General features: G+C 29.8%; 25 protein-coding genes and 6 tRNA genes. 4 read left to right on the forward strand and 27 right to left on the reverse strand.

The genetic code is table 11. The annotated features are described in order from the left end of the window. Positions 1-128 precede the first annotated feature (128 nt). The 21 genes from der to RWQ74_RS05110 form a co-directional block, all read right to left on the reverse strand. Entirely contained in the window at positions 129-1,436 is a 1,308-nt protein-coding gene (gene der, locus RWQ74_RS05010) for a ribosome biogenesis GTPase Der (RefSeq protein ID WP_314397193.1), read from the reverse strand. 155 nt (positions 1,437-1,591) lie between these two features. Next, the gene (rpsA, locus tag RWQ74_RS05015) at positions 1,592-2,800 is read right to left on the reverse strand and encodes a 30S ribosomal protein S1 (RefSeq protein ID WP_314397194.1); all 1,209 of its coding nucleotides are present in this window, start codon (positions 2,798-2,800) and stop codon (positions 1,592-1,594) included. An 81-nt stretch (positions 2,801-2,881) separates the two neighbouring features. Continuing rightward, complete coding sequence (gene trmD / locus RWQ74_RS05020) at positions 2,882-3,613, reverse strand: tRNA (guanosine(37)-N1)-methyltransferase TrmD (protein WP_314397195.1); 732 nt, start codon at positions 3,611-3,613, stop codon at positions 2,882-2,884. After that, complete coding sequence (gene rimM / locus RWQ74_RS05025; protein ID WP_314397196.1) at positions 3,613-4,122, reverse strand: ribosome maturation factor RimM; 510 nt, start codon at positions 4,120-4,122, stop codon at positions 3,613-3,615. Before rimM ends, trmD begins: the two co-directional genes overlap by 1 nt. A 31-nt stretch (positions 4,123-4,153) precedes the next feature. Beyond that, positions 4,154-5,713, reverse strand: coding sequence for an ABC transporter permease subunit (locus RWQ74_RS05030; RefSeq protein ID WP_314397197.1), 1,560 nt, complete (start codon positions 5,711-5,713; stop codon positions 4,154-4,156). Then, on the reverse strand, positions 5,688-6,425 hold the full coding sequence (phnC, locus tag RWQ74_RS05035) for a phosphonate ABC transporter ATP-binding protein (protein WP_314397198.1): 738 nt from the start codon (positions 6,423-6,425) through the stop codon (positions 5,688-5,690). The genes RWQ74_RS05030 and phnC overlap by 26 nt, the downstream gene beginning before the upstream one ends. A 214-nt stretch (positions 6,426-6,639) precedes the next feature. Beyond that, positions 6,640-6,987: a thioredoxin gene (locus tag RWQ74_RS05040; protein ID WP_314397199.1), complete on the reverse strand. Its 348-nt coding sequence runs from the start codon at positions 6,985-6,987 to the stop codon at positions 6,640-6,642. Between the two features lie 148 nt (positions 6,988-7,135). Then, positions 7,136-7,211, reverse strand: a tRNA-His gene (locus RWQ74_RS05045). Positions 7,212-7,237: 26 nt separating this feature from the next. Next, positions 7,238-7,310: transfer RNA gene (locus RWQ74_RS05050), tRNA-Phe, on the reverse strand. Positions 7,311-7,315: 5 nt separating this feature from the next. Further along, positions 7,316-7,391, reverse strand: a tRNA-Asp gene (locus RWQ74_RS05055). A gap of 30 nt (positions 7,392-7,421) precedes the next feature. Next, positions 7,422-7,496: transfer RNA gene (locus RWQ74_RS05060), tRNA-Glu, on the reverse strand. A gap of 11 nt (positions 7,497-7,507) precedes the next feature. Then, positions 7,508-7,595: transfer RNA gene (locus RWQ74_RS05065), tRNA-Ser, on the reverse strand. A 2-nt stretch (positions 7,596-7,597) separates the two neighbouring features. Further along, positions 7,598-7,671, reverse strand: a tRNA-Asn gene (locus RWQ74_RS05070). 201 nt (positions 7,672-7,872) lie between these two features. Next, a complete protein-coding gene (locus RWQ74_RS05075; protein WP_314084143.1) occupies positions 7,873-8,757 on the reverse strand; it encodes a phosphate/phosphite/phosphonate ABC transporter substrate-binding protein in 885 nt (294 codons plus the stop codon). A 246-nt stretch (positions 8,758-9,003) separates the two neighbouring features. Next, complete coding sequence (locus RWQ74_RS05080) at positions 9,004-9,774, reverse strand: YlmH/Sll1252 family protein (RefSeq protein ID WP_314397200.1); 771 nt, start codon at positions 9,772-9,774, stop codon at positions 9,004-9,006. Positions 9,775-9,781: 7 nt separating this feature from the next. After that, on the reverse strand, positions 9,782-10,060 hold the full coding sequence (locus tag RWQ74_RS05085; protein WP_314160406.1) for a YggT family protein: 279 nt from the start codon (positions 10,058-10,060) through the stop codon (positions 9,782-9,784). 2 nt (positions 10,061-10,062) lie between these two features. Beyond that, on the reverse strand, positions 10,063-10,485 hold the full coding sequence (locus RWQ74_RS05090) for a cell division protein SepF (protein WP_314397201.1): 423 nt from the start codon (positions 10,483-10,485) through the stop codon (positions 10,063-10,065). A 321-nt stretch (positions 10,486-10,806) separates the two neighbouring features. Beyond that, positions 10,807-11,955, reverse strand: coding sequence for an AI-2E family transporter (locus RWQ74_RS05095; RefSeq protein WP_314397202.1), 1,149 nt, complete (start codon positions 11,953-11,955; stop codon positions 10,807-10,809). Positions 11,956-11,975: 20 nt separating this feature from the next. Then, positions 11,976-12,182 carry a DUF1146 domain-containing protein gene (locus RWQ74_RS05100; protein ID WP_314397203.1) on the reverse strand — a complete coding sequence of 69 codons (207 nt, stop codon included), beginning with the start codon at positions 12,180-12,182 and terminating at the stop codon, positions 11,976-11,978. A 22-nt stretch (positions 12,183-12,204) separates the two neighbouring features. After that, positions 12,205-13,158, reverse strand: a complete 954-nt coding sequence (corA, locus tag RWQ74_RS05105; RefSeq protein ID WP_314397204.1) for a magnesium/cobalt transporter CorA — start codon at positions 13,156-13,158, stop codon at positions 12,205-12,207. A 68-nt stretch (positions 13,159-13,226) separates the two neighbouring features. Continuing rightward, positions 13,227-14,021, reverse strand: coding sequence for an RNA methyltransferase (locus tag RWQ74_RS05110; protein WP_314397205.1), 795 nt, complete (start codon positions 14,019-14,021; stop codon positions 13,227-13,229). Positions 14,022-14,102: 81 nt separating this feature from the next. Between RWQ74_RS05110 and RWQ74_RS05115 the strand changes: the two genes are divergently transcribed. Then, positions 14,103-14,489, forward strand: coding sequence for a rhodanese-like domain-containing protein (locus RWQ74_RS05115; RefSeq protein ID WP_294683053.1), 387 nt, complete (start codon positions 14,103-14,105; stop codon positions 14,487-14,489). 327 nt (positions 14,490-14,816) lie between these two features. Beyond that, on the forward strand, positions 14,817-14,984 hold the full coding sequence (locus RWQ74_RS05120) for an NINE protein (protein WP_314397206.1): 168 nt from the start codon (positions 14,817-14,819) through the stop codon (positions 14,982-14,984). A 349-nt stretch (positions 14,985-15,333) separates the two neighbouring features. On the opposite strand, the gene rpoD is transcribed toward RWQ74_RS05120, so the two are convergent. After that, positions 15,334-16,419 (reverse strand): RNA polymerase sigma factor RpoD, encoded by a 1,086-nt coding sequence (gene rpoD / locus RWQ74_RS05125; protein ID WP_314397207.1) that lies wholly within the window; start codon positions 16,417-16,419, stop codon positions 15,334-15,336. 12 nt (positions 16,420-16,431) lie between these two features. Next, complete coding sequence (gene dnaG, locus RWQ74_RS05130) at positions 16,432-18,222, reverse strand: DNA primase (protein WP_314397208.1); 1,791 nt, start codon at positions 18,220-18,222, stop codon at positions 16,432-16,434. A gap of 399 nt (positions 18,223-18,621) precedes the next feature. Here dnaG and trkA point away from each other — a divergent pair, with 399 nt between their 5' ends. After that, a complete protein-coding gene (gene trkA / locus RWQ74_RS05135) occupies positions 18,622-19,995 on the forward strand; it encodes a Trk system potassium transporter TrkA (protein WP_314397209.1) in 1,374 nt (457 codons plus the stop codon). 3 nt (positions 19,996-19,998) lie between these two features. Next, positions 19,999-21,492, forward strand: coding sequence for a TrkH family potassium uptake protein (locus RWQ74_RS05140; RefSeq protein WP_314397210.1), 1,494 nt, complete (start codon positions 19,999-20,001; stop codon positions 21,490-21,492). Positions 21,493-21,587: 95 nt separating this feature from the next. Here RWQ74_RS05140 and RWQ74_RS05145 read toward each other — a convergent pair whose 3' ends face one another. From RWQ74_RS05145 to RWQ74_RS05160, 4 genes are read right to left on the reverse strand one after another with little or no spacing between them, the layout of a single operon-like run. Beyond that, on the reverse strand, positions 21,588-21,914 hold the full coding sequence (locus RWQ74_RS05145; RefSeq protein ID WP_314160395.1) for a hypothetical protein: 327 nt from the start codon (positions 21,912-21,914) through the stop codon (positions 21,588-21,590). Further along, positions 21,898-22,734 carry a 16S rRNA (cytidine(1402)-2'-O)-methyltransferase gene (rsmI, locus tag RWQ74_RS05150; RefSeq protein WP_314397224.1) on the reverse strand — a complete coding sequence of 279 codons (837 nt, stop codon included), beginning with the start codon at positions 22,732-22,734 and terminating at the stop codon, positions 21,898-21,900. Before rsmI ends, RWQ74_RS05145 begins: the two co-directional genes overlap by 17 nt. Further along, complete coding sequence (locus RWQ74_RS05155; RefSeq protein WP_314397211.1) at positions 22,731-23,033, reverse strand: GIY-YIG nuclease family protein; 303 nt, start codon at positions 23,031-23,033, stop codon at positions 22,731-22,733. Before RWQ74_RS05155 ends, rsmI begins: the two co-directional genes overlap by 4 nt. Next, positions 23,026-23,760, reverse strand: coding sequence for a methyltransferase domain-containing protein (locus RWQ74_RS05160; protein ID WP_314397212.1), 735 nt, complete (start codon positions 23,758-23,760; stop codon positions 23,026-23,028). The genes RWQ74_RS05155 and RWQ74_RS05160 overlap by 8 nt, the downstream gene beginning before the upstream one ends.

A 23,760-nucleotide genomic window follows, 5' to 3' on the forward strand; every position in this document is an offset into this window, starting at 1 on the left:
AATCATGAGCTTTAAGCTCATGACCCTTCTCATCAGTCCTAAATTTTGGAGACCCTTAATTTTCAACATAAAAAGTACGATCCAAAAGTCAACTTACTTCTAGATCGTACTATAATATATTTCTCCTATTAGTTTCGTTGTCTAGCTAATAGTTTAATCGGCGTTCCTTCAAAATTAAACGAATCACGAATTCTATTCTCTAAAAATCTCTCATAAGAGAAGTGCATAAGCTCTGGATAATTCACAAAGAACACGAATGTTGGTGGATTAATAGCAACTTGTGATGCATAGAAAATATTAAGTCTCTTACCTTTATCTTGAGGTGTTGGATTCATAGCAACGGCATCAACAACAATCTCATTAAGGGTTGAGCTTTGAATACGACGTTGTCTATTTTCAAATGATTCTTTAATTAATGGGAAGATGTTAAATACACGTTGTTTAGTTTTTGCTGAAACATAGATAATTTTAGCATAATCTAAGTATGCAAAACTATCACGAATTTTTTCATCAAATTCTTTCATAGTCTTATCATCTTTAGCGATTGCATCCCATTTATTAACAACGATAATTACACCTTTTCCAGATTCGTGTGCATATCCTGCTACTTTCTTATCTTGTTCAATAATACCTTCCTCAGCATTAAGAACTACTAAGACAACATCAGAACGTTCAATAGCTTTAAGAGAACGAAGTACAGAATACTTCTCGCAGCTCTCATATACTTTACCACGTTTTCTAATTCCTGCAGTATCAATTACCACATACTCATCGCCATTGTGTTTAAAATCAGTATCGATTGCATCACGAGTAGTCCCAGCGATATCAGATGCAATAACACGTTCTTCTCCTAAAATCGTATTAATTAAACTAGATTTACCAACGTTAGGACGCCCGATAAGAGAGAATCTAATTTTGTCATCTTCTTCCTCTTCTTCCAAAACTTTAAAGTTTTTGCACACTTCATCTAGTAAATCACCGATACCTAAACCGTGTGACCCAGAAATCGGAAACGGATCTCCAAATCCTAATGAATAGAAATCATAAATCATATGATTCATATCAAAATTATCAATTTTGTTTACTGCAAGCACAACTGGTTTATCTGTTTTATAAAGTAATCTAGCAACTTCCTCATCATCACTAGTTACACCATCACGACCATTTGTTAAGAAAATAATAACATCTGCTTCGTCGATTGCTAATTCAGCTTGCGCCCTAATTTGTTTTTGGAAAGGAGTATCTTCTAACTCAATTCCTCCAGTATCTATCATAAAGAATGAGTAATTTAACCATTCTGCTTTTGAGTAAATTCTATCACGAGTAACACCTGCTATGTCTTCCACGATAGATAATCTATCACCAATAATTTTATTGAAAATTGTAGATTTCCCGACGTTTGGTCTACCTATTATCGCAACTGTTGGTTTTGCCATGTTTTTACCTCCATATCTTTGAATATTTTTAACTAAATAACAAAAATTAAATATTTAATTACAGGTTTTAACTAATTCTCGTTATCTATTTTCACCTAAAAAATAAAAGCAATAGACAAGCTTATCTACTGCCTTTATTTCTTTATTTTTTCAAATTAAAGTTCGATATCTTTAAATTTGTCCCCTAGATTAAATGAAGTATCTTCATCTTTTAAGTAAGAAGTATCATATTCAGCTTCTTCCTTAACTTCTTCTTTAACTGGTTTTTCTAATAAATCTTTGATTGATAAAGATAATCTTTCGTTTTCGAAATCAAATTCTAAAACTTTTACATTTACTTTATCACCTTTTTTAAGAACGTCTTCTACGTTTGTAACTCTTTCGTGAGAAATTTGAGAAATGTGAACTAATCCTTCAACATCTGGTAATACTTCAACAAATGCTCCAAATGCAGTTGTGTTACGAACAACACCTTCTAATACATCTCCAGCTTTAATTGTAGCACGAGCTACTTCCCATTGTGTTGGTAATAAAGTTTTAGCTGAAAGTGAAACTTTTTCATTTTCTTTATCTACAGCGATAACTGCAACTTTAACAGTGTCTCCAACTGATAATACATCAGCAACTTTCTCTACGCGAGCATGAGAGATTTCTGAGATGTGTAATAATCCATCAACTTCACCGATGTTAACGAATGCTCCAAAGTCAGTAATACGACTAACTTTACCTTCAATTACATCACCCTCATTAATGTTTCCATATACTTCAGCTAGTTTTTTAGCTTTTTCTTCTTCTAAGATTACACGTCTGTTTAAGATAATTTTGTTTTTAGATTTATCTACTTCTTCGATTTTGAATGTGTATTCATTTCCTACAAATTTAGATAAGTCTTTTCTGAATTTAGTATCAATATATGAACCTGGGATAAATGCACGTAATCCTTCTACGTCAGCTAATAATCCACCTTTAGTTTGTCCAGAAACTGTTGCTTGAATTAATTCTCCGTTTTCGAATTTTTCAATAATTCCAGTCCATGATAATTCCATTAATTTTTTATATTCAGCATTTTCTAAAATTTTGTGTGATAAGTAGATTACACCTGGTACATCTTCTGATCTTTTTTCACGGTCTGCTCTAATTCCAGTTACTTGAGCTTCTACTTCATCACCAACTGATAATACGTCTTCAATATTTTCAAATGGTTTTCTAGTAATTTGGTTACGTAAAATTACGCAATCATACTGAGCACCTGCTACATCTACATATACTTTATCGTTATCGATTTTTGATACTGTACCAGTTACTTTATCTCCTTTTTTCAGCATTTCTGAGCTATTTAATAATTCCTCAAATGAAGTTGTCATTACTTCTAATCCTCCTGTGCTTACAATACATACTATATTAATATTATACATCAAAAATACAGTTATGTCATTTATTTTACGTTAATTTTTTAATTCTTTTTTTATTTCATCAAGTAATTTTTCTTCTTCTTTACTTAATTCATAGTTTTCCAGTAAATCTGGTCGTCTAGTCAACGTTCTTCGAAGACTTTCTTTTTTTCTATAAGTCTCTATATTTTTATGATGACCACTTGTTAATACATCTGGAACTAGCATTCCTTTATAATCTTTCGGACGTGTATATTGCGGATATTCTAATAGTCCTGTTGAAAATGAATCATCCTTATGAGATTCTTCTTTTCCAAGAACATCAGGAACAAGTCTCGCTATACTATCAACCATTGTCATCGCTGCAAATTCTCCACCAGTTAAAATAAAATCACCAATAGAAAGTTCATCCGTTACTAGATATTCTCTAATTCTTTCATCATATCCTTCGTAGTGACCACAGATGAAAATCAAATGCTCTTCTTCAGAAAGTTCTTCCGCTTTTTTCTGACTAAATCTTTCTCCCTGTGGACAAAGTAAAATTATTCGTGTTTTATCCGTTTTGTCTAAACTCTCAACAGCGTTAAATATCGGTTCTGGTTTTAATACCATTCCCTGACCTCCACCGAATGGATAGTCATCAACTTGGTTATGTTTATTACCAGAAAATTTACGATAATCAACTATATTTATATCCAATAACTTATTATCTTTTGCTTTTCCTAAGATCGAATGATTTAATGAATCAAACATATCTGGGAACAACGTTAATATATCAATCTTCATTAATCAATTAACCCTTCCATAACTTCGATATCAATTCTTTTATTGGTAACATCAATTCCCTTAACCACATCTTCAATGTAAGGTATTAAAATTTCTTTGCTATTTTCTGCTTTTATTACCCATACATCATTTGCACCAGGCGTAAGAATCTCAACTATCTCACCTAGTGATTTGTTATTTTCATCAAATACCTCGCATCCGATTATTTCATGGAAATAAAACTCATTTTCTTCAAGTTCTCCAATATTATCAGAATCGATTTTGATTTGTAGATTTTTAAATTTTTCTGCCTCTTCAATTGTATCAATACCTACAAATTTCACTAGAAGATTATTCTTATGTGTTCTGTAGCTTTCTACAACAACTTCTTTAACAACTTGATTTCCTCTAGTTATTAATAATTCACTACCCTTTTTAAAACGTTGTTCTTCAAAGTCAGTTGATGAAATTACTTTCACCTCTCCTTTTAAAGAATGAGTATTAACAATTTTTCCTACTTTTAGACGCATCTATTTCTCCTTGTTTTAATATTTTCTTTAATTATTTTTTTACTCTCATTCTAATAAAGTATGAGATATTTTCTATAATAATTATCGATAACGATAAACCAATTAATAATGTTGAAATTCTATTCCAATTTCTATATTCTATATTATTTACAAGCAAATGTCCAATACCACCTGCACCAACCATGCCTAAAATAGTTGAATTTTTGATATTTGATTCAAATCTATATAACACTATAGTAACAAATTCAGGGAAGTATCCATTAAATATTATTTTAACATAACTAATAAAACTTCCAAGCCCTAGACTTTTTGTCATTAGTAATACATTGTTATTAATACCTTCTAAGACCTCATTATACATCTTCGTCATAACACCAACTGTATAAATATATAATGCAAAGAAACTACTAATTGCACCAGGCCCAAATCCTCTAAAGAATATTAATGCCACTATTATTGGTGGAAATGTTCTTAATACATTTATTAAGACCTTCATCGATAATGCTTTATACTTCCCAAAAAGATTCACCGATGATAAATACGATGTAAAGATAGTCGTTACAGCAGCGAAGATTGTTGCACTAAAAGCAATTTCTATGCTCACAAATAGTTCACTAAGCATCTTCGGCACATACGCTAAATCTGGATGAATTATACCATTACCAAGAACCTTTAATTGTTTTAATCCAATAAAAAATCTTTCTTGTGTTATATGTATAAAATTAGTAACGTAAATCAGACTCCCTACAATAATAAGAGGAATACCAAATTTTACTATATTTCTTCTTAGTAAAAACTTTTCAAAAGTTAACTGGGAAGTATTTTGTAAATTTCTAAAATAATAACTCACTAGATCGATTACGAAAATTAAAATAACTAGAGTAATAATTATTATAGAAACTCTATCATATCTTAAATGATTTAGCTCTTGCCATAATCTTTGACCTATTCCACCTGCTCCAACTAATCCCAAAACACTTGCTCCACGAATACTTGATTCCAAAGTTAAAAAGTATACCGAGATAACTTGGGGCTTAAGATTAGATAAAATAGCATTTTTATAAATAACAAATTTTGAAGCTCCTAACGATTCCATAGCTTCTAACTGTTTAATTTCAACTTCCTCAGCATATTCTTTCAATAACTTAGCTGATGTTAGAATATTTATTAAATAAATACTCACAAAACCACTAAATACTCCTGTACTAAATAAACTTACTAATATAGCTGCGATTATTAAAAATGGCATAGTTCTGAAAACAGAGAATACCGCACTAAATATTTTTGGAATTATCTTCAATTTAAATAATACATTAGTTAGTATTGGCAATAATAACAAAGTCGTACATAAAGCTAATATCGACGAAAATAATGCGATATTAATAGTTTCTACTATTGGCTGTTTCAATTCAGGTAAAATAGAAAAATCTACAGGATACATGCGCCCAAGAAGATTCTGTATCCTTTTAAAACCTAGCGAAAAAGTCTTCGTATCATATTGACTATATGCAATAAAAATAATCGAAATAATAAATACGACTGATACTATCCTTGTTATTGCTTTCTTAATTATAAAGTTCTTCAAATTCATCTTTAGTCACCTTCTCAGAATCTTTATAAAATAACACTTTTCCATCCTTCAGTCCTAAGATCTTAGTACTGTACTTCCTAGCAAGATTAACATCATGCAAGTTTATTAAAACTGTAATTCCGTTTTGTTCATTTAACTTTTTGAAAGTATCCATTATAAGTGTCGTATTCTTTTCGTCTAAGCTACTTACAGGTTCATCAGCTAATAAAATTTTTGGATTTTGTGCCAACGCTTTTGCGATGGCTACCCTTTGTTTTTGACCACCTGACAAATACTTAGATTTTTTAAAAGCCTCGTCCTCTAATCCAACTTGCTTTAAGAAATCAACACCTTCATTATATTCTTTTTTTGTATATCCTAATAAAAGACCCAAGACAGATTTTTTTACTAAATAAGGTGTTAAAACATTTTCAACAGTATATAAATTATCTAGTACATTGTAATCCTGAAATATAAAGGCTATATCTCTTCTGATAAGTTTTAACTTTGACTTATTAGAATTAATTATATCCTCACCTGCTATGTTGATTTCACCAGACTTGGGTCTATTCAACAAGTTCAAACAACGCAGTAAGGTCGATTTCCCCGCTCCACTCTTTCCAACAATCGCGACAAAATCCCCCTTAGGAACTTCAAATGATATATCATTTAATATATTTTTCACACCATAATTAAAAATTAGATTTTTCACTTCTAACTTTTCGCTTTTCACTTCATCACCTCATTAATTTTATAATGAATTATAAAATAGACCAAACTATGTAGTTAGTAAAATTTTATAATTACTATTATATCACTTAAAATAGTTTTTTTCAGTATTTTAATATTACATTTTATTTAATATTTAATCGTATTAGTATTAACTTAATATTTCCACATTAAGATAAAACAAAAACTCGCCTACATAAAATAGACGAGTAGAAATATTATTTAATAAATGATGTAATTTCTTCAACAGATAAGCTAGAATCACATACTACTTTAACTTCGCCAGCTTCTGCTACTAATAAACCTGGAACAGTTCTTACTGAGTATTTTTCGCGTAGTGATTCAATTCCTGAAGCATCAGAAAAATCTTGTGAGTCGATAAAGAACGCTTCCACTTTATTAGAAACTACCACTTCACTTAATTTTGGCATAAATTTTCTGCAAAATGGGCATGATGATCTCCCGATAAATAATACAAATTTTTCTCTTGATTCAATTTTCTCAAAAGCAGTTTTTGAATCTATAACTTTAAAATTCTCTAAGTATTCTTCAAATGTTTTTTCCATGTTTTTATCTCCTAATATTTTTATAGATATTATTTTACTCTTCTTTTAATAAATTTGCTAATTTTTTGCTTACAAAAGTAATCAAATTCTAAAAAATAAAAAAGAAGCAATGTGTACTTACACTACTTCTTCGCTCTAATTCAAAAAATGGGGCGGCTGAGGGGAATCGAACCCCCGAATGTCGGAACCACAATCCGATGCGTTAACCACTTCGCCACAGCCGCCAAAATATTAAGATAAAATAAAAAAATGCCTTGAGACAGAGTCGAACTGCCGACACATGGAGCTTCAATCCATTGCTCTACCAACTGAGCTATCAAGGCAATAATGGCGGTCCCGACGGGAATCGAACCCGCGATCTCCTGCGTGACAGGCAGGCGTGATAACCGCTACACCACGGGACCTAACTCTTATTCTCAATGTATTAATTCAAATGGTGACCCGTACGGGATTCGAACCCGTGTTACCGCCGTGAAAGGGCGGTGTCTTAACCACTTGACCAACGGGCCAATAAAAAAAACGGAGCAGGAGGGATTTGAACCCTCGCGCCGGTTTCCCGACCTACACCCTTAGCAGGGGCGCCTCTTCAGCCTCTTGAGTACTACTCCAACTCCACAGGCAGGACTCGAACCTGCGACCCTCTGATTAACAGTCAGATGCTACTACCAACTGAGCTACTGTGGATAAATATTTGTGTTCCTAACGAACAATATTTATTATACAAAAGTATTAACATAATGTCAATACTTTTGTATAACTTTTTTTCTGTTTTTTAATCTTCATCTTTAAAAAAGGCTCTTAAACTGTGATATGCCAACGTTTAAGAACCTCATAAAAGTATTATTTTTGCTAAAAATAATTAAACTTATTTTCTATTTAAGCTTATTATTTAACTTTATTTAAGTCTATATTCATTTTTTCAGAGATTTTTTCAATAGCTTTATATGCATCATTATTTGGTTCTTCAAAACCTGTAATACTAAATAAATTTGTTAAAATTTGTATAGTTTCTTTGTCATTTTGAATTTCCAATAAAGCTTGCTTAATTTTCTTTTGAGTTTCCTCATCAAGATTATTTGATGCAACTACAGTTACTCCTGGGATTAATTCACTTTTAGCAATTGGGTGAATATCCTCTTTTAAAGTTGGAAATTCTTTAGTGTATTTTCTAATCACATTTTCATAACTTGCTACAGCATCTACGTCTTTATTTAGTAGTAATTGTAAACTTTTATCGTGACCACCACTAAATTGGTACTGAATATCTTTTTCTAAATCAATACCAGCTTCTTTCATCATTGCTCCCGCATAAATATAACCAGAGGCTGAAGATGGATCAACAAAGGCTATTTTCTTCCCTTTTAAATCAGCTATACTTTTTATATTAGAATCTTTTCTAACAAAAACTTCTGCAAAGTAACCTGGTTTACCACTAGTACTTCTTCCCACAAGAAGATTTTTTGTGTTACTTTGCTTATTAGAAAGGACTGCTGAAAAAGGAGGAACTAAACCAAAGTCTACACTTCCACTACCTATTCCTTCTATAACCCCTATATAGCTACTCGCTGTAAAGACTTCTACCTTCATTCCTAGTTTGTCACCCAGTGCTTTAGCAAATGGTGTCAGATCATCTACTAGCTTTTCACTATTACTACTCGGAACTACTCCAAGTTTTAAAACTTTTTCCTCTTTGGTTGTACTTTTTTGAGAACATCCAATTAAAGAAAATACCAATAAAAAAGAAAAAATAGTTAATAATATTTTTTTCATTTTACTTACCTCATAGTTGTATATATTTTGTTTTATACCTCAAAGTATATCACATTATTTCCTTAAGTAAAATGAAAACGCTCATAAATTAGTAATAAAAAAATGGGAGCGACTCGAAATCGTGATTTCTTAAGAAACAAGATTTCGAGTCACCCCTGCAAAGTTTATTAGATATCAATAAACCACTACGTCTATGAGTTTTATATAAACCTTTAAAAGTTTAGAACTTTTGAATCATCCCTATCTTTATACTAATTTTGAAATTGTTATTCTATATTTTAAACTTTTTTTATTTTGTTTAAAGCTTTTCACTACAAATCTTCCGTATTTTCTAATTGAAATAATATCATCTGTATTGCAAGTTTTCTCTCCATTTTTAAAAATAACATGATTTAGTTTTATAAAATCTTGCTCTAGAAATTCTTTAACTTTACTACGTGATTTATTAGTAATTTTAGCTACAATGGAATCTAATCTGAAAGATGAACTCACTATCTCAAAATCTTCATATTTTTTTTCAATTTGAACATTAGTCAAATCCACTCTATCAAACTTTAGATTTACTCTTCCAGCTTTTGTAAACTCCATAGCTACAAAATCAGCAATTTCTTCATCAACAAAAATATAAACCATATCTTCTAAGACAATAATATCCCCGAATCTATTAAAATTAATTCCAAGATTATGAATTGCGCCTAAAATATTTCTATGCTCTACTTTATTAAATTTATTATTAAATTTCGCCTTTAAACAAACAATGTCATAGTCCACATCGTAGTATTCATTAGCAATAATCTTAGCTTTTTTTCTCTCGGAATCATTAAAACCACCGAAAAAATCCACCTTAAAATCACTATAGTTATAGGCTACTATTTGTCCTAAAACTACTTGCTCAAAATTCGTTAAGAACTTTGTAACAGTGTTGCGATTTTCTACAAAACTAATGCTTTGCAGTAATTTTTCAGCTACTTCTCTTTGCTCAGTTGATGCTTGTTGTAAAAAATTTAATTTATTCATGATATTACTATGATTTAAACAATAATGTTATTATTAAATTTTCTATAACACTCAAAACAACAAGAGCAGCAACCGGAGAAATATCCAACATCCCCAACGGTGGAATTATCTTTCTAAAGACTTTTAGATACGGTTCACAAATTGCTTCTAAAAATTCTACAATTATATTATTTTTAATCTGCGGTACCCAAGAAGTTAAAATATACGCTAATAAACTATATTCGTAAAAATTAAATAAATATTTCACGAATTTATATACCCAAAAATATTCTGTTATATTAAGCAAAATTAATACTCTCCTTCGTAAAAGTCTCCTGAAACTTCAACACCACTTGGTACACAAAGATATATATCTTCACCAATAGTTTTCAATCGAGCACCTAAAGCGTAGATTCCTCCAGATATGAAATCTAATAGTCTATCAGATGTTTCAATATCTAATTTACTTAAATTGATAATCACCACTTTATTACGTTTAATATCATCTACAATATCTTTACTATCTGCAAATACTAATGGTTCTGTTAGTATCACATTATTAGTTCTTCCCGTTGGTTGACTTTGTATATTTTGTTTACTTACCACAGGAGTCTCCTTTTTAACCGGTCTTGGCTTCGGTTGTTCTTTTCTCACTTGTTCTTTCTCTACTACTTCATCCTCAAAATCTTCTTCACCTACGAAAAGATTATTGAATTTTTTCATCATACTCATATTCTCAAACCTCAACTTACTTTTATTTAACTATATTATTATAGCATGGAAGTCATAATTTATAAAGTAATAAACTTAAAAACACTTACAAAATTTAATTAAATTTGCTATCACAAGATTTTTATACAAAATAAATAAAAAGGAGTGACTCGAAAATCATGATTTCTAAGAAATTGATTTTTATCGAGTCACCCCGAAGTTTTTCAGATATCCAAAAGCTTTCGTAAAGTAAATTTAGATTTCAATAAACCTTTGTATCCATGGATTTTCTAAAAATTTTTTAGAAAACTTAGAACTTTTAAGTCAGAACTTTCTTATTTATTAACCATAGAATTTGTTATATCTATCTTTAATTGAAAGTAATAATTTTCCTACTAACACTTTCAAAATTGAGTATACTGGTATTCCTAAAATAGCACCAACTACTCCCGAAATATTAACTCCAATAAGAATCACAAAGATTACAGTAAGTGGATGCATATTCATACTTCTTCCCATAATATTAGGAGAAATGATATTACCTTCTAAGAACTGTACAATACCCCATACTACAAGCATTTTCACTACCATTACCCAACTTGTTGAAGCTGCAACTAGCATAGCTGGGGTTATTGCAATAGCAGGTCCAAGGTACGGTACAATACTTAAAAATGCAGCTATAGTTGCTAAAGAAAATGCATAATGTAATCCAATAATATTATAACCGATAAATAACATACCTCCTATGCATAGAGAAACTAACATTTGTCCTTGGATATATGATCCTACTTTTTCATCAATCTCATCAATTGTTTCCGCTACTGGTTGTTCAAATTTTTTCGGCAATAAACTAATTACAAACTTGTTAAAGTGAGATGCATCTTTTAATAAGAAGAATAACACAAAAGGCATAGTAACTAAAACTGAAGCAGTAGAAGAAATAGAGGATACTACTCCTTGGGCAACAGATGTGGCTATACTTACTAATCTTTCACTTATCTTAGAAACATTAAGATTATTGTTTACATATTCTACAATCACCTGTACATAAGCATTATCAGAATATGTTTCTAAGTAACCTTTAACTATTTCAATATATCTTGGCAATGAAGTAATTAAGTTCCGTGTTTGTTCTACAATAATAGGAACTACTCCGATAATTACAATTAGGATAGTAATTATACCTACGAATATCGCAAGCAAGCTACCTATAAACCTAGACATTTTCTTCTCAAAAAAGTTTACCAACGGATTCAACATGTAGTAAAATACATACGCGACTATTATCGGAGTAATTATGCTTGAAACTATCGTATTTATCGGTGTAAAGATATACGATATTTCAGTATAAAGATAAATAGCTATACCTAATAAGATAACTATCAATAATATATATAATATAAACTTACCTCCAATAAAAGCTAGTAGTTTATCTTCTCGGGACTTTTCTAATCTTGATTCTTTTTTATTTTTTTCTAATTCTTTATCCATACAAATCCCTTTCTGTTAAATTATTTTACAAAATTTAACGATAATTCATAAATTGTAATAATTGTCATATATCCAAGATATCCTAATGCAAAAGAAATTAATATCACAAAAACTTTAATTTCTCTTGTACTATTTTTCTTGAAGAATTTTTCAAAATCTATTCGTATCATCGAAAAATTCGCAAGTAATATCATAAAAAATAAAATCATTAATTTAAAAATATTCATTGTTTCAATCTACTTGATAATGTTATTTAAACATATCAAGCCATCCTTTTTTCTTGAAGAACCATAACATACCAAACGCGATACCAAACATTATAGCTACAACTAAGAAGTAACCATATTGCCATTCTAATTCTGGCATATATTTGAAATTCATACCATACCATCCTACTATAAAGGTTAATGGTAAGAAAATCGTAGATATAACAGTTAGTGTCATCATAATATTATTAGATTTAAGTGAGTTGTATGTCATAAAGTTTTCACGAATATCACTGGCTAACTCACGGTTTGCTTCAATTATCTCTGTCTGTTGAACTAGATCATCATAAATATCGTGGAAATATTTTCTATCGTTATCCGTCATTTCTACGCGACGTGAAACTAAGAATCTATGAATAAGCTCCCGCATCGGAAGTAATCCACGACGAAGTTTTAATAAATCACTTCGAAGATCAAATACCTCATCCATAATTTTACTTCCAGAAGTATACGAATCTGTTTCCTCGATTTCATCAAGACGATTTTCAATTTTTGAAATAATAGGAATATATCCCTCTACTATTTCTGATACAAGCATATGCATAACATGTAAAGGTGAATATTCTGCACCACGTTGTAATATTTTTGGTATAATTTTATTTACGTAACGTATGTGTGAGAGGTGAAACGTTACAATATAATTTTTTCCGACAAACATATTTAAAGTTTCATAGTCATCATCTATATTTTTTAATACATGTGATACTAGGAATATTTGCTGTCTTGTAATTTCAATTTTTGGTCTTTGTAAAAGTGTTAAACAGTCTTCAATTAAAAGTTCGTGGAACTTAAAAAATGTTGTTAACAAGTTGATTTCACTACGCGTAGGAGTATCAAAATCAACCCAGAACCATGCTATATCTTGTTCTTTTAGTCTTTCTAAACTAACATCAGTTAAGATATTTCCTTTTTTGTCTACTGCTATAGTTTTTAACATTAGATTTCACCTCTCTCATTATTTTTACATTTACAATAATACCACACTTATAAAAAATAGTAAATTTATTATTTTAAATTAGTTGAAATATAGTGCATTACAATACCTGCTGCTATAGAAACATTTAAACTCTCCGCGCGTCCTGGCATTGAAATTTTAAGTAAATTATTTACTTTTAATAAAATTTCTTCACTTACTCCTGCACCTTCGTTACCAAAGACAACTGCAACCTTTCCTGTAATATTATCTAATTGCTCTATATATTTATCCGCTTTTAAACTAGTCGCAAAAATATTAAAATCAGTCATTTCATCTATTAATTTAGATAAATCTACATTATCAAAACAATCTATGTGGAAATTACTCCCCTGTGTACTTCGAATAACCTTTTGCCCATATAAACTTGTAGTCCCTTTACCAAGAATAATACAATCAAAATCAAACGCATCTGCCGTTCTTATAATTGTTCCTAAGTTCCCTGGATCTTGAATCTTATCCAAAATAAGAACCTTACTGTATTTATTAATATCTAATTCTTTTTTATTAATACTACAAACAGCTATAATACCTTGTGTAGTTATTGTGTCAGATATACTTTTCATAATGCTATCAGCAACTTTTGTTAAATCACCATCAAAAGTATCTACTATATTATAATCTTCAAAACTCTCTGAAACGATAATTTCTTCCACCACATTAGTTTCTAATGCTTCTTCAACTAGATGTTTACCTTCAACTAAATACTTACCGAGTTTTTTTATATTTTTATTCTCTTTTAGTTTTTGAATATCTTTTATTTTTTTATTTCCAACTGATGTTATCATTTTATCTCCAATTATTTGTTTTATATTTTTATCATTCATAATAATTATAATCAAAGTTGAACAAATTTTCAAATTATGATATAATTCACATACAGATATTACATTAAAAAGGAGTTTATTATGTCATCATTTTTACTATCAACAATAGTTTTAGTGGTTGTTTTAGGAGCAGTTGGACTATTTAATTACTTTAGATTAAAAGGTGCTGTTACAAAACTTCCTTATGAAGAATTTAGAAAAAATCTTAGAAAAGTTCAATTAATCGACGTTAGAGAAAAAGAAGATTTTAAATACGCTCACATTAATGGTGCTCGTAACATGCCTTCTTCTCAATTCAATTTCTTATATACATCATTAAGAAAAGATCAACCTATTTATCTTTGCGATAAAAATGGAACTTTAGCTCCACGTGCTGCTTTAACCCTTAAAAAGAATGGTTATACAAACGTTTATATGCTAAAAAATGGTCTTCAAGATTGGAAAGAAAACCTTAAAACAAAACGATAATTTTTTTAAAAATACCTAGTTTATTTCAATGCTAGGTATTTTTAATTTATCTAAAATTTTAAAAATTTACAGATGACTAACATACTTACAAATATTTCCCACGTTAATCCTTTCCTATTGAATACTATAATATTTTATGGGAGTGACTCAAAAATCATGATTTCGGAGAAATCGATTTTGTCGAGTCACCCCCGCACAGTTTATTAGATATCTAAAAAGCTTTTACAAAGCGAATTTAGGTATCAATAAATCACTGCGTCTATGGATTTTCATATAAACCTTGTTAAAAATTAGGACTTTTGGGTCAATCCATATGGAGGTCTATCAATGACTAAATATTATTATAATCCAAACATGAACCGCGGTTATATTCCTGGAAGATATGTTAATAAAGTAGTTTTTCTTATTATCACTTTCTTTTTAGGTCATATCGGTATTCAATACTTTTATGTAGGTAAAAACTTCAAAGGAATACTGTGTCTGCTATTTTGCTGAACTTTCATTCCATCAATCATAGCTTTCTTCATCTTTATCATAACACTATTTAAACCAGCAAATGAACACGGTGATATATTCATCCACTACTAAAAAGGGAGTGACTCAAAAATCGCGATTTCGAAGAAATTGATTTTGTTGAGTCACCCCACACACTTTATTAGATATCTAAAAAGCTTTTATAAGGCGAATTTAGATATCAATAAACCACTATGAGTTCTCATATGAACTTTGTTAAAATTTTTAACCTTGTTTTTTCTTATATTTTTTAAGAGTATTTTTTCCCACTTTTTGCCCACTAGAGAAATTTCTAGTCGCCATATCCTTGTTATATCAACACCTATAAGACCTACTCCATAAACCCTTTTAGTTTATTCAACTTCGATGGATGTTTTAATTTTCTGATAGCTTTTGCTTCGATTTGACGAATACGTTCACGAGTTACCCCAAACGCACTACCAACTTCTTCTAGAGTATGAGTCTTACCATCTTTTAGACCAAAACGTAATTTTAGAACATTTTCTTCACGGTCAGTAAGTGTTTCTAGTATCTCTTCTAGTTGTTCTTTTAATAATTCATTTGCAGCGTGCTCTACTGGAGATTGAGCTTCTTTATCTTCGATAAAATCTCCTAAATGTGAATCATCCTCTTCACCTATTGGTGTTTCTAATGAAACTGGCTCTTGAGCTATTTTTAAAATCTCACGTACTTTTTCTGGAGTCATATTCATTTTCTTAGCAATTTCTTCTGGTTTTGGTTCGCGACCTAAATCTTGAAGTAATTGTCTTTGAATACGAATTAGACGGTTAATAGTTTCAACCATATGAACTGGGATACGGATAGTTCTTGCTTGATCTGCTATAGCACGAGTAATCGCTTGACGAATCCACCAAGTTGCATATGTAGAGAATTTGAATCCTTTTGAGTAATCAAATTTTTCTACCGCTTTGATTAATCCCATGTTACCTTCTTGGATTAAGTCTAAGAATAACATTCCACGTCCTACATAACGTTTTGCAATACTTACTACAAGACGTAAATTGGCTTCAGCTAAGTCTTTTTTAGCTTGTTCTTTTTCTTCTTCCGTTCCTGTTTCGATAATTTTAGAAAGTTCTAATTCTTTTTCTTTTGATAATAGAGGAACTTTCCCGATTTCTTTTAAGTACATTCTTACAGGGTCATTAGTTCTGATTCCTGCTGGAACTGATAAATCTTCAAGATCAAGCTCTTCTTCCTCTTCTTCTACGTGATTGGCATTAATCAAGATAATATCTTCATTATTTAACTCTTCATAGAAATCATCCATAGTGTCTGAAGAAATATCTAATTTCGACAATGATTCAACTATTTCTTCTTGAGTTAACTCCCCTTGTTTTTTACCTTTTTCTAACAATTCATTTTTAATCGTTTCAAAATCTTTTACTTTCTTAACCATCTTCTTCTCCTTCTACTTCTTATAATTTTTAACTTGTAATAGCAATTCTTTTTGAGCTTCAATATCCATTTCTTGAATAGCTATTCTAAGCCTATCTTTAATTTCTTTTAATGTCACTTGTTTATTTGAGAAATATCGTATATAATCGCCAACAACATCTGACATTGGATTTTCCTCAATTAGAAAATCTGTTTCATCTATATATGTTGCAAGCCTTACTACTTCTTCATCCTCTATACTATGTATGAATTTATGAATATGGAATTCCAAATTATTATTATAATAAATTACCAAATAATCCATCAGATTCACAAAAGCTTCTTGAGGAAATTGACACTTCTCTAAATCATTATATTTTTCAACAAATAACGCTCTATTGACAAAAAAGTATTTAAATAATCTACACATCTTTCTGTCATAATTAGTCGTTCTAAACAACAGCTCTGGATTAGCTGGTGCTATCCATTCTTCTGCCGCTCTTTTTCTTTTCACATTCACTTTACCTAATTCTTTAAGAAGAACTTGTCGCTCGATTCCGAACTCCTCTGCCAAATTAGTAAGTAACATGTATTTTAGTGATTCATCTTCTACATAAGCAATATTAACAAGTAGTTCATTTTTATATTTAATACGTTGTTCAATATTAGTTTTTGAATCATTTTTACAATATTCAATTTTATAATTAATAAAGTGCTCTTTATTATTTCTTAAATAATTTTCAACATCAAAATCAGGATTTTTTGAATTTTTTTCAGTTAAAAATTCATCCAAATCTTTAGCACCAGAAAATTTTAGCTTATAAATATTATCCGTTGTCTGAATTATTCTATTTCCAATTTCTATTTGTGCTTTAGAACCTGCTTCATCATTATCTAAACTAAGAGTTATTTTTTTTACAAGTGATAAAATTTCTTTTAATTTATTATTATCTATGTTTGTTCCCATTAATGCTACAGCATTTTTTATGCCATTTTGATGGGCTTTAATAACATCCATATACCCTTCACATAATATCACTTCATTTTCTTTAGCTATAAATGAGCGTGCGTCTGAAAAATTATATAAAACTTTTCTTTTTTCAAAAATTTTCGTTTCGTGCGTATTGTAGTATTTCGGAACACTCTTATCCGTAGACATAGTTCTTCCTGAAAATGCTACAACTTGATTCTGATTATTTTTTATAGGAAACATTATTCTATCTTTAAAGACATCATAGTAATCTTCATTATCATTTTTTCCTAATAGTCCGGCTTCAACCATTAAATCTAAATTGATTTTGTTCGAATTAAAAAAGTTTAAAGCAATATTGTTTTCACGAGGAGCATATCCAATATTGAAATGCTTAATAACATCTACACTCAGTCCCCTATCTAATAAATAATTAAGCGCATCTTCTGCTTCTTTTGTATTGAGAAGGATATAATTAAAATAATCTGCTAAAAGCCTATGTCCATAGTACATTATATCAAGTTCATTATTTAAATCGTAACTCTCTTCTTTATTATTATTTGACTCTATATCCAGTCCTAACCTTGTCCCTAGCTTTACGATTGCTTGATTATATGTAATATTTTCTATTAGCGATACAAATTGAAATATATTTCCACCTTTACCACACCCAAAACAATGGGCTATTTTTTTCTCAGGTGAGACCGTAAAAGATGGCGTCTTCTCATTATGAAATGGACATAATCCTAAGTAATTTTGTCCACGTTTTTCTAATTTTACGTATTCACTAACGAGACTAACTATATCAATATTATCAAAAATATAGTCAATATCCTGTTTAGATATTTTCGCCACCTTGTACTCCTCCTTTTTTACTAACCATTAAAATTTAATGAAAAGATTATTTCCCAACATTAATTATATCACAAACTAAATTTTTTTAATATACTTTGCTTAAATATTTATAGAAGTACAATAAATATAATAAAGACTAAACTATTATTTTATACTTTCACTAATTCATTTTTTATAAATTAATAGTTTTATCATGAATTTAAATTATCTTTTAAAGTTATTTTTTTTAAACTATTTCTTCCCATAATTAATTTTATAAAATCATAATATCTAGTTGTGTAAAACAACCAACAGATAACTTTTTATATTATTACTAAATCAAGACATAGCTACAAGCTTATAGCATTTTATCATATTTTAGGTTATAATAGGAATATCATTTCAAAAAGGAGTATTAAAGTGAAAGTAATTATAGTCGGTGGTGGTAAAGTCGGTGAACTTCTTTGCGCTGATTTTTCTAACACATTTGATGAAGTAACAATTATTGACACAAATGAGCGTCGTGTTGAAAAGCTCGTTGAAACATATGATATTAACGGATTAGTCGGTAATGGTGCAAATTCTGACATATTATTAGAAGCTGATGCAGCTAATGCAGATATGTTTATATCAGTAACTACAAGCGATGAAATAAATATGATTTCATGTATCGCTGCAAAACAAATAGGTTCTAAATATACAATTGCACGAATACGTAATCCTGAATATTCTAAAACAAAAGAGTTTATAAAACAATCTCTAGGGATTGATCTTATGGTTAACCCTGAATACGAAGCAGCAAAACAAATTTTCTATATGCTGAAATACCCTACAGCTATAAAAGTAGAAAGTTTTTCTGCTAATAAATTTAATATCTTAGAAGTAATAATTAATGAAAACAGTGTACTTAAAGGTGTATCCCTTATTGAAAGTAAAAAAATTATTGATTTCCCTTCATTAGTTTGCCTTGTTGAAAGACAAGGAGAAGTATTTGTCCCTCGAGGAAATTATATCTTTGAAGTTGGCGATAAAGTTCATATTACCGCGTCTAATAAAAATTTAAAAAAATTCTATAAACTTTTAGGAAATAAAGAAAATCTTGAGAAAAAAGTAACTTCATCTTTAATCATTGGGGCAGGAAAAGTTGCTTATTATCTTGTAGAATTTTTACAAAAAGCATCTTTCTACACTAAAGTAATTGAAATAGATAAAGAGAAGGCAATATCCCTAAGTGAAATATTCCCTGAAATCGATGTTATTTGGGCTGACGGAAGTGATCGAGATACATTAATCGAAGAAGGTATTCAAACATTTGATAGTTGTATTTCTCTTACAGGACTTGATGAGGAGAATATTATAATTAATCTATATGCTCATAAACTAGGTATTAAAAAAACTGTCGCAAAAGTAAATCGTGCTTCTCTTAAACAAATCGCTGAAGATATCGGACAATATTCATACATTACACCTAAAGAAATTGTGAGTAATATAATCAAGAAATACACTAAGTCATTACAAGGTAGTCGTGCTTCAGACATAGAAAATTATTATCGTATAGCTAATAATAAAGCTGAAGTTATAGAGTTTAAAATTACAAGTGAAAATGCTAAAGTTATAGGCACTAAACTTAAAAATCTTGATATTAACGACAATATGCTTATCGCCTTTATAATCCGTAATAACAAACAAATTTTCCCTAACGGTGAAGATGAAATAATGGTAAATGATAATGTCGTTGTAGTAAGTTATGAACATAAACTTGAACATATCGATGATATTCTTGCAAGGAGGTAATCTATGAATTTTAAAATGGTCTTTCACGTTGTTGGTAAGATGATAATGCTCTTAGCTGCTTTATTAATTTTACCAACAATAGTATCAGTGATTTATCATGAACCCATTAAAATTACTAATTCATTTTTCAGTACAATTATGATTTGTTTTATTTTATCACTAATTATACATTTTTTTACAAAAGATGTTACTGAACGTGATTTTTATAAAAGAGAAGGATATGTAATTGTAACCCTAACCTGGATTGTCTTTTCTATACTTGGAGCTCTTCCATTTTATTTATCTGGAGAAATTCCACATTATATAGATAGTTTCTTTGAGACAGTTAGTGGATTCACTACGACAGGATCAACTATATTACAAGATGTAGAATCAATAGAAAAGAGTTTGTTATTTTGGCGTAGTTTTACACATTTCATCGGAGGTATGGGGGTTATCGTATTTGCATTAGCAATTCTCCCACGTTCACCTCATACTATTCATATAGCAAAAGCTGAAGTCCCTGGTCCATACTTCGGTAAAGTAGTATCTTCAATGAAGCAAACTGCAATCTACCTATACGGGATATATATTGCTCTTACAGTAATTTTATTTTTTTTATTATTACTAGGTGGAATCGGAGTTTTTGATAGTATAAATCTAGCCTTCTCTACAGCTGGAACTGGAGGATTCGCTGTGAAAAATGCCGGAATAGCATATTATAATAGTACATATATTACTGTAGTTATAGCTATTTTCATGCTAATTTTTTCTATGAATCTTAGCTTAATATATTTCGTTGTATTCAAAAGATACTTTAAAATACTAAAAAGTGAAGAGTTACGTTGGTTTTTCGGTATGATATCTATCCTTTCTATAATTATGTTTTTAGATATTTATCGTTCTTACGATACTCCTAATCATAGTTTGCTGGATGTATTCTTTACTGTTTCATCAGTTGTTTCGACTACTGGATTCACTTATAACGATTTTAATATTTGGCCTGTATTTTCTAAAATGATAATACTAATTCTTATGATTGTTGGTGGTTGTACTGGTGGTACTGCCGGAGGAATTAAAATTCCACGTCTAATTTTCTTCGTTAAAAATGCTAAACAAAGTATAAGTAAAGCACTAAATCCACGAAAAATAACAATGTTCAAGATAGATGGTAAAGTAGTTAAAGATACTACTCCATTGTCTAACTATCTTCTTTTATTCGGATTTGTCTATGTTATTATTTTGTTCCTAATAACATTCCAAATTAATGACTTTGAAGATGCTATTTCTTTAACGGTGACATCAATCAGTAATGCTGGTCCAGCATTCAATCACTACGGTCCTATGAGTAACTTCTCAGAAATACCGTACTTTACAAAAATGGTTTTATCTGTATCAATGTTACTAGGACGTTTGGAATTAATGCCACTAATAGTATTCTTCTCTGCTAACACTTGGAAAAAACGCAGAAAAAAATCTAGAGAAAATCAAAGAATTATTAATAACTGCATTGAATAATATACTGGTAGAAATGCCTCAAAAATCAAAGTTTCCGGGAAATCTATTTTACCGATTCTCTCACATATTTATCAAGCAATACAAAAAGACGAGACTTATTTATAAATCTCGTCTTTTATCATTGAAACTATCTCTTGAATTTCCTCATTAATTCTTTCATCTAGTTCTTCTTTAGTAATTAATTCATCATTATGCGCTTCTGTATAACCGAGTATCACTCCCAAAGAGTTCTTTACATTATGCAACATAATTTTTTTCTTCTGTTCATTTTTATCCAACTCTGAACTTCTTCTATAAATCATATATATATTTAGGAATACAAAAAATGTTAATGGTAGGAAAAATATTTTCATATGTATTGCGGCAATTAGAAACACCACTATTAATATATTTATAGCTATGAAACTAATCATATTTTTCATGATACAAACTATAAACCTCTTTTTTATTTATGCCATGTTCTTTAGCAGTATTTTTGATAGCTTCTGATTTTTTCTCACCACTTTGGACTTTTTTATAGATTATTTCTACAATATCATCAAGATTAAATTCTGTCTGTTCTTCATCTTTTAATGGAGAAATAATAACAACAAATTCCCCTTTTTCCTTAATCTCTCCACCTAACATTTCTAATATCACACCAGCTTCATATGTTTCAATTTGTTCAAACATCTTCGTAAGTTCTCTCGCTACTGCAATTTTTCTTGTTGGTGCAATCTTAGCAATCTCTTCTACTAAATTTTTTACCCTATGTGGACTTTCATACAAAATACCCGTTGTCTTTGAGCTTAAAATAATTTCTAACTTTTGCTTAAGTTCTTTACTTTTTCTCGGTAAAAATCCATAAAAAGTATAGTTATAAGATTCTATCCCACTAGCTACCAATGCTGTAAGCCCAGCATTAGCACCTGGTAAAACAACAACATCTAGTCCTGCACGCTTTACCTTCTCTACAAGTACATATCCTGGATCGGAAATACATGGCATACCTGCATCAGTTACTAATGCTACGTCTAACCCATCTTCTAAGTATTCAATTATTTTATCACTCATTTTATCTTCATTATGCTCATGATAACTAAGGAGTTTTTTACTCTTCACTTCATAATGATTCAATAACTTCTGAGTATTTCTTGTATCTTCACAAGCTATAATATCCGCTTCTTTTAGCACTCTAAGAGCTCTTAATGTAATATCTTCCAAATTGCCTATTGGTGTTCCCACTAAATATAACATAGTTATTTTTCCTTTATTTTCATATTAAATTCTTTTATTTTTTGCTTTTTTTCTGTATTCAAATTAAGTAAAATATACTCTTCTTTACTTCTACGAGTACGTTTTTTGAATAGACTTTCTGCACTCGTAGCTTCACTTTTAGTTTCAAACTCTTCAAAATATATAAGTTTTACAGGTACTCTCACCCTTGTGTATTTTGCACCTTTTTTGGCATTATGAGTTTTTATCCTTCTAACAATATCCGTTGTATATCCAGTATACCAAGTTTTGTCACAACACTCAACTATATACATAAAACTACTCATAAATTCCGTACACTTTCTTCATTTCATCAGTATAACTTCCATCTTCATTATAAATATAAAATGGCTGCTCTACTTTAATATCACTAACCTTAGAGATACTACCCTCAATTAATACTATTTTACTATTTTCACTTGAAGGTTTACTATATACAAATCTTATTCGCTTAATTGCTAAACCATTTTTCTCACATTCAGAGATGATATCACTTATTCTATAAGTTCTATGAACTAGTGCAAACTTTCCATTTTGTTTAACTAAATATCTAATCGCCTGGACTACATCACTAAGATTACATAATAATTCATGACGTGAAATATTGTGATTAAATTTTTTACGTTGATTCGGCATATTCTCAACAGGAAAATACGGAGGATTACAAATTACATAGTCGAAAGATGATGGTTTATAATAATCTTTTACATTTTTTATATCACCATTTCGCACAGCTACATTAGTAATATCATTTAACTCTAAACTTTTTTTACTCAGTTCAACTAAGTCTTCTTGAATTTCTAACATTTCTATCTTTGCATCAGACTTCTCTCTAAGAATTATTGAGATACCACCATTCCCACTGCAAAGTTCTATAATATTCTTCTTAAAACTTCTCGGCACATTGGAAAAATATGGTAATAAAAAAGAGTCTGTTGACATACTATAATGATCAACTTTTTGTAATATTTTAAAATTTTTAGAAACTGTATCAACTCTCAAATTATCTTCCAT

Origin of the sequence: uncultured Gemella sp., assembly GCF_963525165.1 — a bacterium.
GTDB lineage: Bacteria > Bacillota > Bacilli > Staphylococcales > Gemellaceae > Gemella.

Bases quoted from the DNA above. Each gene is read 5' to 3' on its own strand.
- RWQ74_RS05160 (WP_314397212.1), bottom strand. From the start codon at position 23,760: ATGGAAGATAATTTGAGAGTTGATACAGTTTCTAAAAATTTTAAAATA.
- corA (WP_314397204.1), bottom strand. From the start codon at position 13,158: ATGTTAAAAACTATAGCAGTAGACAAAAAAGGAAATATCTTAACTGAT.
- RWQ74_RS05090 (WP_314397201.1), bottom strand. From the start codon at position 10,485: ATGAGTATGATGAAAAAATTCAATAATCTTTTCGTAGGTGAAGAAGAT.
- RWQ74_RS05100 (WP_314397203.1), bottom strand. From the start codon at position 12,182: ATGAATATTTTTAAATTAATGATTTTATTTTTTATGATATTACTTGCG.
- RWQ74_RS05155 (WP_314397211.1), bottom strand. From the start codon at position 23,033: ATGAGTAGTTTTATGTATATAGTTGAGTGTTGTGACAAAACTTGGTAT.
- RWQ74_RS05030 (WP_314397197.1), bottom strand. From the start codon at position 5,713: ATGAATTTGAAGAACTTTATAATTAAGAAAGCAATAACAAGGATAGTA.
- RWQ74_RS05080 (WP_314397200.1), bottom strand. From the start codon at position 9,774: ATGAATAAATTAAATTTTTTACAACAAGCATCAACTGAGCAAAGAGAA.
- rimM (WP_314397196.1), bottom strand. From the start codon at position 4,122: ATGCGTCTAAAAGTAGGAAAAATTGTTAATACTCATTCTTTAAAAGGA.
- trmD (WP_314397195.1), bottom strand. From the start codon at position 3,613: ATGAAGATTGATATATTAACGTTGTTCCCAGATATGTTTGATTCATTA.
- RWQ74_RS05040 (WP_314397199.1), bottom strand. From the start codon at position 6,987: ATGGAAAAAACATTTGAAGAATACTTAGAGAATTTTAAAGTTATAGAT.
- der (WP_314397193.1), bottom strand. From the start codon at position 1,436: ATGGCAAAACCAACAGTTGCGATAATAGGTAGACCAAACGTCGGGAAA.
- RWQ74_RS05095 (WP_314397202.1), bottom strand. From the start codon at position 11,955: ATGGATAAAGAATTAGAAAAAAATAAAAAAGAATCAAGATTAGAAAAG.
- RWQ74_RS05145 (WP_314160395.1), bottom strand. From the start codon at position 21,914: ATGAAAAATATGATTAGTTTCATAGCTATAAATATATTAATAGTGGTG.
- rpsA (WP_314397194.1), bottom strand. From the start codon at position 2,800: ATGACAACTTCATTTGAGGAATTATTAAATAGCTCAGAAATGCTGAAA.
- RWQ74_RS05075 (WP_314084143.1), bottom strand. From the start codon at position 8,757: ATGAAAAAAATATTATTAACTATTTTTTCTTTTTTATTGGTATTTTCT.
- RWQ74_RS05140 (WP_314397210.1), top strand. From the start codon at position 19,999: ATGAATTTTAAAATGGTCTTTCACGTTGTTGGTAAGATGATAATGCTC.
- RWQ74_RS05110 (WP_314397205.1), bottom strand. From the start codon at position 14,021: ATGAATGATAAAAATATAAAACAAATAATTGGAGATAAAATGATAACA.
- rpoD (WP_314397207.1), bottom strand. From the start codon at position 16,419: ATGGTTAAGAAAGTAAAAGATTTTGAAACGATTAAAAATGAATTGTTA.
- RWQ74_RS05115 (WP_294683053.1), top strand. From the start codon at position 14,103: ATGTCATCATTTTTACTATCAACAATAGTTTTAGTGGTTGTTTTAGGA.
- RWQ74_RS05120 (WP_314397206.1), top strand. From the start codon at position 14,817: ATGACTAAATATTATTATAATCCAAACATGAACCGCGGTTATATTCCT.